The 16,815-nt window shown below is 35.1% G+C and carries 19 protein-coding genes and 1 tRNA gene; 7 read left to right on the top strand and 13 right to left on the bottom strand.

The genetic code is table 11. The features are described from left to right. Positions 1-16: 16 nt before the first annotated feature. The 3 genes from aroC to ACTJIP_RS05125 form a co-directional block, all read right to left on the bottom strand. Complete coding sequence (gene aroC, locus ACTJIP_RS05135) at positions 17-1,087, bottom strand: chorismate synthase (protein WP_440704183.1); 1,071 nt, start codon at positions 1,085-1,087, stop codon at positions 17-19. Positions 1,088-1,137: 50 nt separating this feature from the next. Further along, the gene (locus tag ACTJIP_RS05130) at positions 1,138-2,709 is read right to left on the bottom strand and encodes an LIC_10190 family membrane protein (protein WP_440704182.1); all 1,572 of its coding nucleotides are present in this window, start codon (positions 2,707-2,709) and stop codon (positions 1,138-1,140) included. Between the two features lie 117 nt (positions 2,710-2,826). After that, positions 2,827-3,378, bottom strand: coding sequence for a YMGG-like glycine zipper-containing protein (locus ACTJIP_RS05125; protein WP_077419031.1), 552 nt, complete (start codon positions 3,376-3,378; stop codon positions 2,827-2,829). 345 nt (positions 3,379-3,723) lie between these two features. Here ACTJIP_RS05125 and ACTJIP_RS05120 point away from each other — a divergent pair, with 345 nt between their 5' ends. Further along, the gene (locus ACTJIP_RS05120) at positions 3,724-4,164 is read left to right on the top strand and encodes a hypothetical protein (protein WP_077419032.1); all 441 of its coding nucleotides are present in this window, start codon (positions 3,724-3,726) and stop codon (positions 4,162-4,164) included. Between the two features lie 484 nt (positions 4,165-4,648). Here the strand turns inward: ACTJIP_RS05120 and ACTJIP_RS05115 are convergent, their stop codons facing one another. From ACTJIP_RS05115 to thrA, 9 genes are all read right to left on the bottom strand, one after another. Further along, a complete protein-coding gene (locus tag ACTJIP_RS05115) occupies positions 4,649-5,482 on the bottom strand; it encodes a glycosyltransferase family 2 protein (RefSeq protein ID WP_077419033.1) in 834 nt (277 codons plus the stop codon). Between the two features lie 429 nt (positions 5,483-5,911). Further along, entirely contained in the window at positions 5,912-6,139 is a 228-nt protein-coding gene (locus ACTJIP_RS05110; RefSeq protein WP_077419034.1) for a glutathione synthase, read from the bottom strand. Positions 6,140-6,850: 711 nt separating this feature from the next. Continuing rightward, positions 6,851-6,921 (bottom strand) — tRNA-Cys (locus ACTJIP_RS05105). A 58-nt stretch (positions 6,922-6,979) separates the two neighbouring features. Next, a complete protein-coding gene (locus ACTJIP_RS05100; RefSeq protein WP_219073218.1) occupies positions 6,980-7,489 on the bottom strand; it encodes an RDD family protein in 510 nt (169 codons plus the stop codon). Positions 7,490-7,530: 41 nt separating this feature from the next. Beyond that, on the bottom strand, positions 7,531-8,895 hold the full coding sequence (locus ACTJIP_RS05095) for a DUF4403 family protein (protein WP_077419036.1): 1,365 nt from the start codon (positions 8,893-8,895) through the stop codon (positions 7,531-7,533). A 35-nt stretch (positions 8,896-8,930) separates the two neighbouring features. After that, positions 8,931-9,299, bottom strand: coding sequence for a dihydroneopterin aldolase (folB, locus tag ACTJIP_RS05090; RefSeq protein ID WP_440704181.1), 369 nt, complete (start codon positions 9,297-9,299; stop codon positions 8,931-8,933). 4 nt (positions 9,300-9,303) lie between these two features. Then, positions 9,304-10,608 carry a threonine synthase gene (gene thrC, locus ACTJIP_RS05085; protein WP_440704180.1) on the bottom strand — a complete coding sequence of 435 codons (1,305 nt, stop codon included), beginning with the start codon at positions 10,606-10,608 and terminating at the stop codon, positions 9,304-9,306. A gap of 14 nt (positions 10,609-10,622) precedes the next feature. Next, positions 10,623-11,549 (bottom strand): homoserine kinase, encoded by a 927-nt coding sequence (locus tag ACTJIP_RS05080; RefSeq protein WP_440704179.1) that lies wholly within the window; start codon positions 11,547-11,549, stop codon positions 10,623-10,625. An 8-nt stretch (positions 11,550-11,557) separates the two neighbouring features. Then, complete coding sequence (gene thrA / locus ACTJIP_RS05075; protein ID WP_428168513.1) at positions 11,558-14,005, bottom strand: bifunctional aspartate kinase/homoserine dehydrogenase I; 2,448 nt, start codon at positions 14,003-14,005, stop codon at positions 11,558-11,560. A gap of 332 nt (positions 14,006-14,337) precedes the next feature. Here thrA and ACTJIP_RS05070 point away from each other — a divergent pair, with 332 nt between their 5' ends. From ACTJIP_RS05070 to ACTJIP_RS05045, 6 genes are all read left to right on the top strand, one after another. Beyond that, complete coding sequence (locus ACTJIP_RS05070) at positions 14,338-14,538, top strand: bacteriocin-like protein (RefSeq protein ID WP_077419041.1); 201 nt, start codon at positions 14,338-14,340, stop codon at positions 14,536-14,538. Positions 14,539-14,552: 14 nt separating this feature from the next. Next, positions 14,553-14,744: a bacteriocin-like protein gene (locus ACTJIP_RS05065; protein ID WP_219073213.1), complete on the top strand. Its 192-nt coding sequence runs from the start codon at positions 14,553-14,555 to the stop codon at positions 14,742-14,744. Between the two features lie 57 nt (positions 14,745-14,801). Beyond that, positions 14,802-14,972, top strand: a complete 171-nt coding sequence (locus ACTJIP_RS05060; protein WP_175627291.1) for a bacteriocin-like protein — start codon at positions 14,802-14,804, stop codon at positions 14,970-14,972. A gap of 61 nt (positions 14,973-15,033) precedes the next feature. Beyond that, complete coding sequence (locus ACTJIP_RS05055) at positions 15,034-15,231, top strand: hypothetical protein (protein ID WP_077419042.1); 198 nt, start codon at positions 15,034-15,036, stop codon at positions 15,229-15,231. A gap of 68 nt (positions 15,232-15,299) precedes the next feature. Continuing rightward, positions 15,300-15,509: a bacteriocin-like protein gene (locus ACTJIP_RS05050; RefSeq protein ID WP_077419043.1), complete on the top strand. Its 210-nt coding sequence runs from the start codon at positions 15,300-15,302 to the stop codon at positions 15,507-15,509. 35 nt (positions 15,510-15,544) lie between these two features. Next, positions 15,545-15,736, top strand: a complete 192-nt coding sequence (locus ACTJIP_RS05045; RefSeq protein WP_440704178.1) for a hypothetical protein — start codon at positions 15,545-15,547, stop codon at positions 15,734-15,736. 52 nt (positions 15,737-15,788) lie between these two features. On the opposite strand, the gene nadA is transcribed toward ACTJIP_RS05045, so the two are convergent. Beyond that, complete coding sequence (nadA, locus tag ACTJIP_RS05040; protein ID WP_077419045.1) at positions 15,789-16,808, bottom strand: quinolinate synthase NadA; 1,020 nt, start codon at positions 16,806-16,808, stop codon at positions 15,789-15,791. Positions 16,809-16,815 lie beyond the last annotated feature (7 nt).

Genomic DNA, 16,815 nt, shown 5'->3' with positions numbered 1-16,815 from the left:
ACCAAAAATATTTATGTTAAAAATTATTGATATTTCTTGTTTTGTTGATCAGAAACAAGTCTGCCAGTACAAATGCAGCAAGGCTTTCCACTACAGGAACCGCTCTTGGAACCACACAAGGATCATGGCGTCCTTTTCCTTCAACGATCACAGGATTTCCGCCTTTATCAATACTGTCCTGAGGTCTCAGAATAGTTGCCACAGGTTTGAATGCTACACGGAAATAGATGTCCATTCCGTTGGAAATTCCACCCTGAATACCTCCTGAAAGATTCGATTTTGTAGTAAAATCTGTATTGAAGGCATCATTATGCTCTTTTCCTGTCATCTTAGCACCGCAGAAACCGCTTCCATACTCAAAACCTTTGCAGGCATTGATGTTCAGCATTGCTTTTGCAAGCTCAGCCTGAAGTTTCGAAAATATAGGTTCACCAATTCCTACGGGAACATTTTTAATCACACAAGTGATTGTTCCTCCGATAGTGTTACCTTCTTTTTTGATTTCTTTGATTCTTGAAATCATCTTTTCAGCCGTTTCAGCATCAGGACAACGAACATCATTGCTTTCTGTTTGGGAAAAATCTAAAGCCTGATATGGTTTTTCACAGAAAATATCACCTACAGAAGAAACGTAAGCATTGATCTCAATGTTTGGTAAAAGCTGCTTGGCAAGTGCTCCGGCAACCACCCAGTTCATGGTTTCCCTTGCAGAAGATTTTCCGCCACCACGATGGTCTCTGAAACCAAATTTCTGGTCATAGGTAAAATCAGCATGGCTTGGACGATATGCCCCTGCGATGTGATCATAATCTTTCGATTTCTGATTTTCGTTTTCAATGATAAAACCAATTGGGGTACCTGTTGTTTTTCCATCAAAGATTCCTGAAAGAAACTTTACTGTGTCACTTTCTTTTCTTTGAGTAACAATTGCTGACTGGCCAGGTTTTCTTCGGTTCAGTTCGTATTGAACCTTATCGAGATCTACCGTTAAACCTGCCGGAAAATTATTGATGATACCGCCATAAGCCACTCCGTGACTTTCTCCAAATGTTGTAAGACTAAGAAGATTACCTAATGTGTTGAACATAGTACAAAATTACCTTTTTTTCTTCAGATAATAAAGTTTCTGGATTTGTTCTATTTATCGGTGTTTTTGATATTATTGATAACCTTTTGGGCTTCCTTTTTTTCTTCTGAGGTCATTTTTTTCCAGATAAATCCTTTTTTGAGATCATTTTTGTCTGAAAGTTGGGGGAAAATACCTGCTTTTACATCATCAAAAATATAGAACGGAGTAACGGCTGGAAGAGGAGTGTCAAAACTGTAAGGGTAATTGTGAGAAACATTAAATTTAAAATTGCCGATTTTAAATGTATTAAACTGATGGTATGCATAGCTTGAAGGCTTGTAAATCTGTTCTTTTTCAAATCCTGTCATAAAGCTTCCTACCCTGAAACTCGGAATATATTTTTGAATAAATGCCGGAAAGGATAACATTGAAATGAAAAATAAGCTTAAAACTGAAAAAACAATAATGGATTTCTTCTGATTAAAATATTCATGAAACAGAACAAAAAACATCACGAAAAAAACATCGATAAAAAATCTGTATTGAGCGGAAAACGCAAGGATCAATATACTTTTTACCAACAAAGAAATACAGATCAGCGTGATGAGTTTTTTCTTTTTTATCCAGGCAAATACAGAAAAAATAATTAAACTCAGGACAAAAAGAATATTAATCTTTGATTTGATTCCTTCCAGAGAAAGCCAGTTTTTAATATGATCTGCTGTTGAAAATTTTTGAATTTCTTCATAGGTATACTGCATATCATAGGTCTTCATGATGGCAAACTGTGACGAAATTTTTAGTACTTCCGGATTGGGTTTCCAGGATACACCCAAATCACCCATTGCTACAGGAAAAACAGGAAAACCGAATGTCCATATATTTTTAATAAAGAACAGTAAAAGAATCAGAATTCCTAAAAGTAATTGTCTGAAATTGTTTTTGAAAATAAAAACAGAGCTTGAAAATACTAATAGGGGCAGCCATATCATGGTAGGTTTTATAGCAAAAACAAAAACTGAAAAGGCAAAAAGAAGAGTTGTATTTCTGTTTCCGGCTATGAGCTCATTTAAGATAATCAGTGAAAAAATAATAACAGGAAGGTCCGGGCTTGGAGATTGCGTAAACAATAATAAGACCGGCAGGAAACAAAGGTGTATCCAGTTTTTCCGTTCGATGATATAAAGGGTGTAAATAATCAGTAATACAGCATTGATTCTTAAAAACGGGTCAGAGAAATTGGAAAATCCAGCCTGGAAAATATGCCAGACAGACATTTGTCCCAGCGTGAGATCAACGTTTGAAATTCCTTTTACCAGCCCATATTCTGTAAGCCACTGAAGAGTTGGGATGTAATAGCCAAAATGATCTAGTATATAAGGATAATAAGAGCCTGCGAGTATGATAATAAGAGTTGCAGCACTCATTAATGTGAAATCTTTTTTTGAAAACTGATAAAACTCCCTGTAGAGTCTGTTTCTAAAGAAAAAGAATAATCCCAAAAGTATTGAAACTGTTTCTATATAAATATTTAAAGGAAAAAAAAATGAAATAAGTGTCCATATCAGGCTTATTCCCAAGATTCCGGATAGGATTTTTCCTGAGATTCCCTGGAATAAAACCCCTGAGATATTTTCCATGATTTTCCCCCAACCCATTAAGACAGGAATGATGAGAATTGAAGAAAACAGAATCAATAGCATAAAAAAAGATTGCTTAAAAATAAGCAATCTTTATATTTATTGTGAAAATATTTATTAACGGGGTTGTACCCTTCCGTCTTTTCTATCTTGCGATCTACCGATGGTATAACCTGTGGCACCACCTACAACACCACCAATTACAGCTCCGAGTCCTCTGTTTTTCTTAGCGATGAGTGCTCCTGCCGCAGCTCCACCTACAGTACCAATTACGGTTCCTTTGGCTGCTTTACTCCATCCTTTTTTCTGGGTAGTTCCCTGTGAAGTTCCACTTCCGTTATTGGCATAACTTCCGTTACTTCCTGATGAGCCGGAATTTGAGTTTCTGTCTCTATATATTGTTCTTGTTTCTCTGATTACCTGTGGTCTTGAATTATTTTCAGCAGCAGCTCTTGCTTTTTTGGTTTCAGATATGCTGTCTGCTTTTTTCTGAGCTTCATAGACCATCTTTTCTTTTTCAATAGCCAGTTTTTGTTTTTCTATTTCAAGTTGTCTGGCCTGAAATTCAAGTTTCTGTGCTTCCAGTGATTTCTCAGCAACGCTGTCATCTTTCTTGCAGGCCGTCATTAAAAAGACGGATAAAAAACCTGCTAATACTATCTTTCTCATAATTCAAATTTTAATAAGGTAAAGCCAAAATGACTTTGATTTAAATGTATTTTCAATTATGAAGCCAAAATTTAGTTAAGGAGTGTTAAAATTGATCAGAGAAAAGTGAATTAATTTTAAATACTGTTCACTTTTGTATTATTGATGGGGATTTTATGCGTTTACTATTGAAATTTTATTTTATGTTAAAAATTTCTTCAGAAAAGGGAAATTGATTCTTTAAGTAAATCTATCATTAGTATTTCAGACCGTTCCGGAATTTGGATTTGTAAATTTTAGTTCATTGATTGTTTTTACTCAATTCATATAAGTTGATTACTTTTGAGAACCAAATTACTTTTTAATATGAAAAAATCAATTTTTACAGTATCAGCATGTATCGGACTGCTGGCTGTTGCAACCTCATTTTCCTCTAATGAAATAACAGAGAACAATAAAAACTGTTCAGAAATAGCGGATACCACACCAAAGACCCAGACGTATAAGATCCGTTATGGTCTTCTTTCAAAAAGCGGGGCAAAAATTCTTTCCGGAAATTATGATGTAGGAAGTTTCCTTGCAGAAAACATGGTTACCGGAGAAGTTTATGATACCTATTACAGTGGTGGATTTCAGTCTGTGCCACAATATTATAATGGTCTTCCTGCAGGAACTTATACTTTTTCTGCTATGCAGGGACAAGGTGGTTGGGTAGGTTATGGAACGGTAATTGCTACGGTTTCGGACGCACAGGTAGATTCTGATGGATATATTACGGTGTATATTCCGATCATTTGGGAGGAGTAGACCTTGTGAGCAAGAAATTATTTAACTAAATTTACCCTTTTCGAAAATGAATGTTTTTTAATTATTTAAATAATTAATTGCATTTTTTATTTTGTTTTTATCAATTTTATATTGAATAAAAACTAATAAATTGCTATAATTGTGTAAAATATTATTAATACAATTTTCAGGATGCTGTTAGGTTTCTATAGAAGTATTCATTCTCTATTTCTATGTTGTATTATATTTTTCTGAAGAAATGTAATAGTAATAGTTGTATTGAACGATTCTACGATATTCTGTTTGGATTTTTCTAAATAGATTTTTTTCATCATTTGTGTTTTTTAGGCCTCCGTCAGGAGGCCGTTTCTATGTATTAAGTTTTATCAAAGCTTTATGATTCTGCTCATATAATAATTGGAAGGGAGATGGTATTTTTGAGTATAAGAATATTTTCATTCCATATTTTATCAAAAAGACTCTTCGTTTCGAAGAGTCTTTTGTATTATATATTATCTAAGGTGACTTTTATTTTACTGATTAATCGGTGAATTTTTTTAGTCTGATACCCAATAAGGCTATAGATTTCCTGTGAACTGGTGAAAACCTCAGGAACAGTCTGGTTATTGATGGTTTTGATTCCCCGTCTTTTCATTGTATCATGTATTACTCTGGCAAACGATTCTTTTGCGCTTTGTTTTGCTTTGTCCTGGGAAATTCCATCAGAATGAAGCCTGTACAAGTATAAGGGTTCTTTGATAAATTTAGCTTCTCCCTGTTCCAGTATTTTTAAATACAGATCCTGATCTACTGCATTTTTCAAATTAGGATTAATTCCTGTTGTTCTTGAGTAAGTTTCTTTTTTAAATGCAAAGAAATGTGCAAACTGAATGGGACAGTTGAAAAAATGGCGGTTGTTGTAAATTTGCTTGGTGCCGGCATATACTCTTTCAGGAGTGAGATTTTCATCACATAGCATCATTTGGGAATAAACAGCTGCAAGATCATCTCTATCAACGAATTCCTGGGCTGTTTTTTCCAATGCTTCCGGATAAAGTGCATCATCAGGATCCAGGTAGGCACACAAATCTCCCTGGGCATATTTCATACAGGCAGCTTTTGTAAAGCCACAACCTTTATTTGTTGCATTACGATAGAGTTTGAAGCGGGAATCATCCTGGATAAGAGACTGTATAATTTCTACTGAATCATCTGTAGAGGCATCATCAACAATAATCACTTCCCAGTTTCTATAGGTTTGATTGATTAATGAATCATAGCATTCCTTGAAATACTTTCCATTATTATAGTTGGCTATAAGTATAGAAAAAATTATCACGTTATTTTGAATTAATTACGCGAAATTATAAAATAAGATATGTGAAGAATATTACTATGATCATAAGATATCTGATATTTTTTATTATATTTTGAAATCTATGCGTGTGAATTATATCTTAACTACTATTTTTTCAGTGAATCAGTTTTGGAATATTTGAGAATAGCCGAAGAATAGGAATTAAAACAGTATTGTTTATTGTCTTTTTTTGAGAAATATTGTGTGCTGGCTGGATAGCTTACTATTTAAAAGAAATAATAATTTTATGATTGTACTCATAAAATAAAAAAAAAGACTGGTATACCTTTGGTTAAGAATTAATAGATAAAATAATTTTTATCTCTGATATAAAATTTTTTTTCATCATTTGTGTTTTTTGAGGCCTCCATTTTTTTGGGGGCTTTTTTCATATAATAATCTCAAAATGTTTTAAAGATCAAAGAGTATTCTACCGTAAAAAGGAGTATCCCAAATGATGAATATTTTGTCATTTGATTTTTGCAGGGGAGCCTGAATGATTTCATAGTCTCCTTTTTCGGTTAATCTTTCTACAATGAGGTCAGAACCTTTGCCTATTTCATTTACGTTATACTCCAACTGATATTCTTTTTCATTTCTTTTCGTAAAATCTTCTTTACTAAAAATTATTTGTGCCATGACTATTTAAATTTATTGGATTGATTTATATGAAGAATAAATTATGCCAATTTGGTGTTGATTTAGGTTTTTTGATCTCTGACTAAATATTTGACAATTTTATTTCCTGAATATGAATTGTATTTTATCAAAATGTAAATTATTTTATTTTTAATGTTTTTATCGGCATGCTGGATTTATTTTAATTAATTATAATTAATTATGAAGTGGTTTTTAAAACATTAGTAAAAACGGTCTAAAATGCTAAAATTTCAAAATGAATAATACCAGAGTAAAATGCTTTTTTTTCTCAAAACTGGCATTCTTGGCACGATTTTTCAATATAGAAATGTAACTCATGTTTAATTTGAGTTTTCATGGTTATTAGTTTTTATCCTCGGAATTTCCGAGGATTTTTTTGTTCTAATATGATGATGCTCATAAACGTAAATTGATCAACCTTCTATTTTTGAGTAAGATAATTTTCTATCCATCATCTTTTTACATTATTTATCAAACTCTTCTTTGATCTGAAAGAGCTTATTTTCTATTGTTAAAAGGAAAAGTCTAATGCAATAAAAAGATATTCATTCAAAAAGATAAGAGCGAATGAAGTGAAGAATAAGTTACTGATGTTGATAAAGTAATTTTGATGATAAAAGAATGGAATATTTGAAAAGATTAAAGGTATAAAAACAAAAAAACCTCTAAATAACTTAGAGGTTTTTTCTGAGGTACCTAGCGGATTCGAACCGCTGTAGATGGTGTTGCAGACCACTGCCTAGCCGCTCGGCCAAAGTACCATTTTTACCATTTTTGAGGTGTGCAAATATAGCAAAATTTCTTTATGAACAAAAGTTTTTAAGCAATTTCTTTCTTTCCAAGAGCCTCGATTTCGCTTTTTGCTTGAATTTCAGCCTGATAATTTTTGATGTTGATAACTCTTGTTTCACTCCATTTGTCATGCCAGCCGTTTTCTCCTAAAAAAGAAAGACCGTCAAAGGGAACGAACCTGGAAATATTCCGGATAAGATAATCATTGAAAGTAGGCTCTGTACCATCAATACAAATAACTTTAGTTCCTGTGATATACTTGCCAATAGATCTACCTTTTGTAAAATATTCTATGAGAAAAGTGTACATAAAATAGATTAAAGAGGTGATCAGTATATCCAGGAATTTATTTATTTCTGACATTTTATACACAATTTTGAGAAGAAAATCATTACTGGTAAGATTATATGTCAGGGCTGCAATAACTCCAAAAGCAAAAAAGATAATGGTGATAATAGCTCTGTCAATTATAAGATTAGCAAGTCTTATCCCCTTTTGGGCTCTGTTTCTGTCTACAACGACTAAATATTTTCTCATGAATCGGTTATTAGTTTTTAGTTTAGTTTTTTATTGAAATTTTAAAATCCGTTGACCAGTAATTTTAATGAGGCATTCGTGTCAATCACTGCTGTAATTCCGGTATTGTTGAGTAGAATTTTACTGGGTTTCAGATTGAAAACTTTCCCGTTCATCTTTAAACCTTTATAGTATTCTTTATTAAAAGCTTCTTCAATACTCTTTCTTGATGCTTCTTCCAGCTCCTGGGTTGGAATACCATATTCATCTTCAATCATTTTTACAATTTTTCCCTGGAAAAGGAGAGAAGCTGTTTTCTGAAGGATATTGGTAGTTTTCAGTTTAAATTTGGTCTCTGATAAAACAATTTTTCTTTTTGTATCATCATACACAGGAATTCCGGAAATAATGGCCGTACCTTTTATATAGCCGTCGGTCTGAGCTTCGATAACCACTCTGTTATCAACTCCATATACTCTGATATCAGTGACTTTCACTTTAGAGTCACGAATATCAAATTCCTTATTCAGGAATGTTTTTCTTGCCATACTGCTTGCCTCTGTAAAAGGGATATTGGCTGTAGTCTGTAAAATAAACTTATCCGCAACAGTAGGAGTGGAGTTAAAATTGGCAACACTGGTTACCGGTGAAGAAGCTGCAGGTTTATTTCCTGTAAAAGTTTCGGAATAAATATCAACACCAAGCGTAGCATTGATCTGGTTACCATAAAATTTCAAAGGAGTAATATTGACTCCCACCGGGCTAACCTTCAGCCATGTATTATATTCTTCGGAGATATTGAAAGGCTGCAGAAATGTATTCCAGGCCATTAAGGCATATTGTTGGAAATTCAGCTGTGTAGCCATTTGCTGATCTATCGTCTTACAGAATTTTTCCTGCTGTTCTTTTAAGCTTTTTTCAACAATAGAGGTAATGGGAATCTGTATTCTTCCGTAATCAAGAACGGGTTTTGTTACCCACCTGAATCCATTGGGCTGTGTATTGGTAGTAATGGTCCAGTTATTCTTAAAAGTAACAGTTGTATTGAATGACATTACCGTTTCAAAAGTTGTATTCTGATATGTGTATACTCCCAAAGTTCCGATTCCTTTTTCTGCCCATATTTTTAAAGGAACTTCAATCAGTAAATTCTGACTGGTTCCGCCAACAAGACGAATAGGCCTGGTTTTCCATACTTTTACTTTAAACTGATCATTGTTATTGTCAGTATAAGAGTCATCCTGGTAAACAAGCTCTTTCACAGAAGCATTGATCATATTGCTCAGTTCCGAAAGAGGAATTGTCACAGGCATCGTAATACTGGACTTTATCTTTGGAAAATTATAAGCTGCCAACTGATTATCAACGCCGGCCTGACCAAAAACGCTGATACCTGCTACTAAAAATAATATTTTAACGAATTTCAATTTGTATGTTTTTTTAATGAACGAAAATAAGAATTTTAATTTTCCGGTTTAAAGCTTTTTTCCAGCTCAATGCTGGCACCTGTCATTTCTCCCTGCATAGGGGGAGCTGTTTTGGTAATTTTTAATTTAATATAATCAACCTGTGGAAAGCTGTTGTGGATGGTTGAGATTATTCTTCCGGCTACATGTTCCAGTAATCTGGATTTTATTTTCATTTCCTTGTGAAGAATATCATTGATATCCGCATAGCTTATGGTATCATGCAAATCGTCAGATGCTGCTGCTTTCCACAGATCAGTATGAAGTTCTACATTCAGAATATAAGACGTCCCGATAATGTTTTCCTCAGGAAGTACGCCATGGTACGCATATATTCGTACATCTTCAAGATATATTTTGCTCATTGCCTCATATTTTATGAAGCAAAAATCGTCTTAATTCTTCAAAATCTGAATTTATTTCTACAGTTTTTTTCTCCTTTTTCATCAGTTCACTCAATGACTCAGGAGTTTCAATCTGAGTATGGATTGCTTTTTCCACAGCATCGGGGAATTTTACAGGGTGTGCAGTTCCGATGATAAACCCTTTTTGACCAGGATTTTTTTGCAGATACTGTTCCATAGCAGCAAATGCTACGGCACTGTGAGGCTCCAGAATATAGGCGTATTTCTTATACACTTCTGTGATGATATTCATTGTTTTATCATCATCAATGGAATATGCAGATATTTTATTTTTTAAAGCATCAAACCGATGTCCGAAAAGCTCTAAAATCCTTACGAAATTGCTCGGATCTCCCACATCCATGGCATTAGATAAAGTAGCAACTGCTTTTTGTGGCTGGTAGTTCTGAGTTTTAAAATAATCAGGAATTACCTGATTAGAATTACAGGCTGCAATAAAATGACTGGCAGAAAGACCTCTGAAATGAGCAAGAAGCCCGGCGCAGATATTTCCGAAATTTCCACTCGGAACACAGATTACCGGTTCTTCTTTATGATGTTGGATCCATTGTTTTAAAGCTATTAAATAATAAATCTGCTGAGGAAGCCATCTCGCAACGTTAATAGAATTGGCTGAGGTCAGAAATAACTGATTATTAATTTCTTCATCAGAAAAAGCCTGCTTGACAAGATTTTGACAGTCATCGAAACTGCCATTTACTTCCAATGCTGAAATATTTTCTCCTAGTGCTGTCAATTGTTTCTCCTGAACCGGGCTTACTCTGTTTTTAGGGTACAGTATGACCACATTGATTTGTGGAATCTTATAAAACCCATGGGCAACAGCACCTCCTGTATCTCCGGAAGTTGCCACAAGAACAGTAACTTTTTTCTGCTGATCTTTCAGGAAATAAGACAGACAACGACTCATAAATCTCGCACCGATATCTTTAAAGGCAAGAGTGGGACCATGAAACAATTCCAAAATAGAGATATGCTCATTGATCTTTACCAGAGGAATTTCAAAACTGACCGTTTCTGCCACAATTTCTTTCAGGACTTCTGAAGGAATTTCATCTCCCACAAAATCTTTCATGCATTGATAAGCAATTTCTTCATTAGAATACTGATGAAGATTTTGAATAAATCTGTCGTCAAACTGAGGAATACTTTCAGGGAAAAACAATCCTTTTTCTTTTCCCTGACCTTTTATTGTTGCTTCTCTGAAGTTAATTTTTTCCAGAGTATCTTTTAAGTTATAATATTTCATTTCTGTTTTTTAGGTTAAACTTCTTCAACGATTTGAATGCCTGTTGGATTTATTTTTGAAACATATATAAGATTTTCTATTTCAATCTCATCATATACTGATTTCATCATCTGAGCAATTTTTTCTGCCGTTTCTTTTTGTTGAGACAGCATAAAAATAGAAGGTCCTGATCCGGAAATTCCTCCTCCCAGAGCTCCCAATTGCAAGCTTTTGGCTTTAATTTCGCCAAATTTCGGAATCAGAATACTACGGATTGGTTCTATAATGACATCGTGAAGACTCCTGCCAATCAATGGAAAATCATTTTTCTGAATTCCTGCTACAAGACCAGCTATATTTCCCCATTGTTCTACAGCGCTTTTTAAACTGATATTTTTCTTTAATATCTGCCTTGCATCTGAAGTTTTGACTTCCACCTGCGGATGTACTGCTGTTACAAATAAATCTGGACTGTTCAGCGGAATGATATCAATGGGATTGGTAGATTTTACCAGGGTAATTCCCCCATAGATACACGGAGCAATGTTATCTGCATGACGTACTCCTGAAGCCAGTTCTTCTCCAAACATGGCAAAATGAATCATCTCTTCTTGTGACAATTTGTTTCCTAATAATGCATTGGCTCCAAAGGCGGCTCCGGCGGCACTTGCCGCACTGGAGCCGAGCCCGCTTCCAGGTTTTATATGTTTACGGATAATCACCTCAAAACCATTCTTCAGATTAAAATATTCCTGAATTTTTAAAAGGACAATACCTGCAACATTACTGGAAGGTTCTTCGGGAAGTCCAAAAGAATCGGTATGTTTTATAATGATTTCAGGAGTTTCCAACAATCTGAATTCCATCTCATCATATGGATCATGAACAGCCATTCCCAGAATATCAAATCCGCAAACCAGATTGGCAACAGTAGCCGGGACTTTTAGTTTTACTTTTTTCATAATTGTATTTAAATAGAACGAATAATATCTGCAAAAACTCCGCTTGCCGTTACATCAGCTCCGGCACCGGCTCCTTTTACGACCAAAGGCTGCTCGGAATATCTAAGGGTTTTAAAAATGACAATATTGTCTTTGCCATAAAGATGAAACAGATCACTGTCCGGAGCGATATGCTGTAAACCTACTTTTGCTTTTCCCTCTTCAAACTTTGCAACGTATTTTAATATTTTGCCTTCGTTTTTAGCTTCGTTAAATAAGTTTTTAAAGTGATTTTCATACACTGAGAGTTTTTCGTAAAAACTGTCAACGCTTCCCTGCATGCATTCTTCAGGCAGAAAACCTATGTTTTCAATTTCGTCAAACTGAAGGGGATATCCGGCTTCTCTTGCCAGAATTAAAATTTTTCTTGCTACATCAGTTCCCGACAAATCGAGTCTCGGATCCGGTTCTGTATATCCTTCTTTCTGAGCCTGAGCTACTACTTCAGAGAATGTTCTGCTGCCATCATATTCATTAAAGACAAAATTCAATGTTCCACTCAGAACGGCCTGGATGGATTGGATTTTATCTCCGCTTTTGATGAGGTCGTTAATCGTTCCTATCACAGGAAGCCCAGCTCCTACATTGGTTTCAAAATAGAAATTACAGCTGTGGTTTCTCGCCGTATTTTTTAAGGTTTTATACTTTTTATAATCTGAAGAAGCCGCAATTTTATTACATGCAACGATATTCACACTTCTTTTCAATAGGCTTTGATACACTTCAGGAACGTCAGGGCTTGCAGTTATATCAACAAAAACGGAATTTCTAAGGTTTCTGTGGATAATTTCATTGGCAAATTCATTGGCAGAGGCTTTTTCTCCCTGTTGATTCCAGTTAAGGTAGTTTTCCTTTGATATTCCCTGATCTGAAAACAGCATATAACGGCTATTGGAAATCCCTGCAATTCTCAAGTTGATCAAAAAGTTTTCCTTTAAATATTCGTTTTGGTCATAAATCTGCTGAATCAGTTTTGAGCCTACATTTCCTGTTCCACAGATATAGATGTGGATCTGTTTTATTTCAGACTCAAAAAATTCTTCATGAAGTACATTCACAGCTTTCTTACTGTCCTTTTCTGAAATAACAATACTGATATTTCTTTCCGAAGAACCCTGTGCGATCGCTCTTATATTGATTCCGTTATTTCCCAGGCATCCGAACATTTTTGCACTTACACCGCTTCTGCTTTTCATGCTTTCTCCTACAAGTGCTACAATGGAAAGTCCTGTTTCAATTTTTACGGCATAAACCCTTTTAAGATTGATATCATCTTCGAAAGAAGAATTGATCGCGTGTTCAGCACGTAAAGCTTCTTTTTCTTCAATAGCTATAGTGATAGAATGTTCTGATGATCCTTGTGTAATAAGGATTACATTTATTTTTTCGTTACTTAAACACTGGAAAAGTTTTGCAGAAATACCCGGAATTCCTACCATACCGCTTCCTTCCAATGTAAGCAGAGCAATATTATTCATATTTGAAATACCTACTGCAATCTGTTTTTCATTGTCTGAAGATTTCTGTTGATGAGAAATTAAAGTTCCCGGTGATTCAGGATCAAAAGTATTCTTGATGATCAGGTCTATATTTTTTATCATTACAGGCTGAATGGAAGGTGGATAAAGTACTTTTGCCCCAAAATGAGAAAGTTCCATGGCTTCATGATAAGATATTTCTGAAATAGGTTTAGCATTGGAAGCAAGACGAGGGTCAGCGGTCATCATTCCGCTTACATCGGTCCAGATCTGGAGTTCTTCTGCATGAGCGGAAGCAGCAATAATAGAAGCAGTATAATCCGAACCGCCTCTTCCTAATGTTGTTGGGTTGTTCTTTTCATCATGAGCTACAAACCCCGGACCTATAATAATACGGTTCTGATTTTCATTCAGAAAATGAATAATATTTTTTTCGGTAGCGTCGAAATTTACTTTTGCATGGGTGAAATTGCTGTCTGTTCTGATCAGTTCTGCGGAATTCATCCACACAGAGTCTAATTCTTTATGCTGAAGTCTTGCTGCAATAATTTTTGAAGACAGAAGCTCTCCATAAGAAGCTATTCTATCTTTTATTCTGTTTGTCAGCTCACCAAGAACGGCAATTCCGTTGCAAAGATCTTCAATGTCATTGAAATGCTTTTTTACAAAGCTTAGCCATGAACTTTGTTCTGTGATTGGAAAAAGATCTTTGACCAGACTGATATGTTTTTCTTCCAGATTCTGAATAATCTGAACATAGTTTTCATCTTTTACAGAAGCATATTCTGCTGCCCTGATCAGTTGGTCGGTAACGCCATGAAGTGCTGATACAATAACAACTATTTTGTTTTTTAAAGATTCATCTTTTATGATTTTTTCCACCAGTAGAATATTCTGAGAATGGGCGACTGATGTTCCGCCGAATTTTAAAACTTTCATCAATTATTTTTTTGAAGTTGGGTAAAAAGAAATGGTTACTCTTTAAAAAAAGAGTACGGTGCCGGAAATAATATGTGAAAATTTACCCCGTTATGGGGTAGTTGTTGTAGTTGTGAATGTAGAAACGGAAGATATGCCTGAAATAGGTAATCTCAGGTCAGAAATATCAGATATGTTTCTTAACAAATTCATTGTAACAGAACAAATGTACAAATTATTTTGAAACAGCCAAGTTTTTAATATAATAAAATATATTTCCTTTTTTAGAGATATATTTGTTGTAATTGATTAAAAATGTTATATTTATAAGATTAACTAATAACGACATAACCATGAAAAATTTAAAGAAAATTTCTCGGAAAGGTTTAGGGCAAATCAGTGGAGCGGCATTCAGATGTGACGGATGTCCTACAGGTGGAGGATACGGCCCAGGCCCTGAATTTGCACATTCCTGTGAAGAATATGATGCATTACCGGGACGCTGCAAATCCTGTGTATTCGTAAGTTCATTATGTATCTATCCTGAAATCTAATCAAAAAAATAAATATGAAAAATTTAAAGAAAATCAATCGAAATGATTTAAAATCTGTCAACGGTGGAATAGGCCCTTGTAATGCGAACTGTCCTGCCGGACCCTACGGACCAGGTGAACCAAGGTCATGTGCTGATTATCATGCCTTACCAGAATGTTGTAAAGGAAGAGTATTAGTGAGTTTTGAATGCTTTGGTCCTTATTAATTTTTAATGACAAAAAGTTTGTTGTTTTTTATTACAGAATACTAAAATTATTACAATATGAAAACAATTAAGAAATTATCACGCGAAGAAAAGAAAAACATCGCTGGAGGATTTACCGATATCCAGATTGAAGCCTGTGGTGGTGAACAATTTGTATGTTTCCGAGGAGGGGGGAAATGGGGATGCTGGCTGAAACCGGGAGGAACCTGTTATGCACCAATGCTGTAAGTATTGCTGCTTATACAATCCAATGAAAAAAATTAAAACTTAATTTTAAAATTAAACTACCATGAAAAATTCAAAAAAATTAAACAGAGAAAGCTTAAGAGCTATTATTGGAGGTGGAGGAGATACCTGTGCTGTAGATCTTGATTGCGGACCGAAAGGTTGTGCGGTATGTACAGATTTTAGAGGGCGTAAAGTTTGTCTTTATCTTTTCCCTTATGATCCATCTATTCCAGGAAGCTGTATGGTTCTGGAGGGTTAGAAAATATATTATTTAAAAACCATCAATTTGTTGTAAAACATATAATCAACATTTAATTTAAAACTACTATGAAAAATTTAAAGAAATTAAACAGAAAAGAGCTTGGACAATTAAATGGAGCAGCAGGCCCTTCAAGATGTGCAGGATGCCCACAACATGCTACATTCGGAGATGGTCCTGAATATCAGTATCCATGTTCTGCTTATCAGGGGCTTCCCGACTACTGCAAGATGTGTGTTCTGGTAAGTATGGAATGTGTGGACGGAGGAGTTTCTTAAAAGATAATCAGACTTTTATGAAAGATTTAAAGAAATTGAACAGAAGAGATTTGGAACAGATGATAGGGGCTGGTGTATCAAAATGTGACGGCTGTCCTACCCATCTGGTTTTTGGCCCAGGCTCTTCCAGTGATCCTTCATGCGAGGCATATTGGAGATTGTCTGAGAATTGCAGAATGTGCGTTGTTGTAAGTGCAGATTGTTTTGTTGCAATTACTGCGGACTAAAAATAAAAAGGGCTGTCTCAAAAGTAAATTCTTTCAGAGACAGCCTCTTTGTTTATTTTATGCTTTTTGAAAGATCAAGCATTGCTTCAATAGGTTTCAATGCTTTTAATCTTAATTCTTCGTCGATAAGAATTTCCGGAAGTTCATACTTCATACATAAGTACAATTTTTCCATTGTATTACGTTTCATATAGAAACATTCCGAGCAGTTACAGCTTTCATCAAAAACCAATGCTGGAATCAGTTCCTTGTGAGGAGCACGTTTTCTCATTTCGTGAAGAATACCTTCTTCTGTAGCAATGATGAATTTCTGACAGTCATCTTTTTCCACATAATTCAACAGGGCAGAAGTAGAACCGATAAAGTGAGCCAGTTTCAAAACAGCTTCTTCACTTTCAGGGTGTGCAATCAGCTTGGCATCTGGATTATCTGCCAGCTGCTGGGCAATTCTTTCCATTGAAAATGCTTCGTGTACTATACAGCTTCCATCCCAAAGGATCATATCACGACCTGTTTTCTTAGATAAATATCTTCCCAGATTTTTGTCTGGTGCGAAAATAATAGGTCTGTCTTTCGGAAGTGCTTCTATTACGGTTTCAGCATTTGAACTGGTTACGATGATATCACTTTCTGCTTTAGTTTCTGCGTTACAGTTGATGTAAGTTGCAATTAAAGCATTCGGGTGCTGTTCACGCATTTTTCTTAACCCTTCTCCAGAACAACCGTCTGCCAGAGAGCATCCGGCCATGGTATCAGGAAGAACTACTTTTTTAGTTGGGTTCAGAATTTTAGCCGCTTCCGCCATGAAATGTACACCGCAGAATACAATCATGTCTGCATTCGTGTCTTTTGCCTGTCTTGCCAGTTGTAAGGAATCTCCCAGGAAATCAGCGATATCCTGAATCTCTCCCGGCTGGTAGTAATGGGCAAGAATAACAGCATTTTTCTCCTCTTTAAGTTTAAGAATGGCTTTTACCAACTCTTCTCCCTGAGGAATAGCTATATCTTTTATATCCAGAAATCCTCTGACAGGAATTGCAGATTTAGCTTTTTCTAATGTTTCGGTACTCATATCAACC

Origin of the sequence: Chryseobacterium sp. 22543, assembly GCF_052044565.1 — a bacterium.
In the GTDB taxonomy this organism is placed as follows: Bacteria; Bacteroidota; Bacteroidia; order Flavobacteriales; family Weeksellaceae; genus Chryseobacterium.
The sequence above is the reverse complement of the archived record's forward strand: the minus strand, read 5'-3'. Positions and strand labels throughout refer to the sequence as shown.

Coding starts and splice junctions, on each gene's coding strand:
- aroC (WP_440704183.1), bottom strand. CDS start 1,087: ATGTTCAACACATTAGGTAATCTTCTTAGTCTTACAACATTTGGAGAA.
- ACTJIP_RS05130 (WP_440704182.1), bottom strand. CDS start 2,709: ATGGAAAATATCTCAGGGGTTTTATTCCAGGGAATCTCAGGAAAAATC.
- ACTJIP_RS05125 (WP_077419031.1), bottom strand. CDS start 3,378: ATGAGAAAGATAGTATTAGCAGGTTTTTTATCCGTCTTTTTAATGACG.
- ACTJIP_RS05120 (WP_077419032.1), top strand. CDS start 3,724: ATGAAAAAATCAATTTTTACAGTATCAGCATGTATCGGACTGCTGGCT.
- ACTJIP_RS05110 (WP_077419034.1), bottom strand. CDS start 6,139: ATGGCACAAATAATTTTTAGTAAAGAAGATTTTACGAAAAGAAATGAA.
- ACTJIP_RS05100 (WP_219073218.1), bottom strand. CDS start 7,489: ATGAGAAAATATTTAGTCGTTGTAGACAGAAACAGAGCCCAAAAGGGG.
- folB (WP_440704181.1), bottom strand. CDS start 9,299: ATGAGCAAAATATATCTTGAAGATGTACGAATATATGCGTACCATGGC.
- thrC (WP_440704180.1), bottom strand. CDS start 10,608: ATGAAATATTATAACTTAAAAGATACTCTGGAAAAAATTAACTTCAGA.
- ACTJIP_RS05080 (WP_440704179.1), bottom strand. CDS start 11,549: ATGAAAAAAGTAAAACTAAAAGTCCCGGCTACTGTTGCCAATCTGGTT.
- thrA (WP_428168513.1), bottom strand. CDS start 14,005: ATGAAAGTTTTAAAATTCGGCGGAACATCAGTCGCCCATTCTCAGAAT.
- ACTJIP_RS05070 (WP_077419041.1), top strand. CDS start 14,338: ATGAAAAATTTAAAGAAAATTTCTCGGAAAGGTTTAGGGCAAATCAGT.
- ACTJIP_RS05065 (WP_219073213.1), top strand. CDS start 14,553: ATGAAAAATTTAAAGAAAATCAATCGAAATGATTTAAAATCTGTCAAC.
- ACTJIP_RS05060 (WP_175627291.1), top strand. CDS start 14,802: ATGAAAACAATTAAGAAATTATCACGCGAAGAAAAGAAAAACATCGCT.
- ACTJIP_RS05055 (WP_077419042.1), top strand. CDS start 15,034: ATGAAAAATTCAAAAAAATTAAACAGAGAAAGCTTAAGAGCTATTATT.
- ACTJIP_RS05050 (WP_077419043.1), top strand. CDS start 15,300: ATGAAAAATTTAAAGAAATTAAACAGAAAAGAGCTTGGACAATTAAAT.
- nadA (WP_077419045.1), bottom strand. CDS start 16,808: ATGAGTACCGAAACATTAGAAAAAGCTAAATCTGCAATTCCTGTCAGA.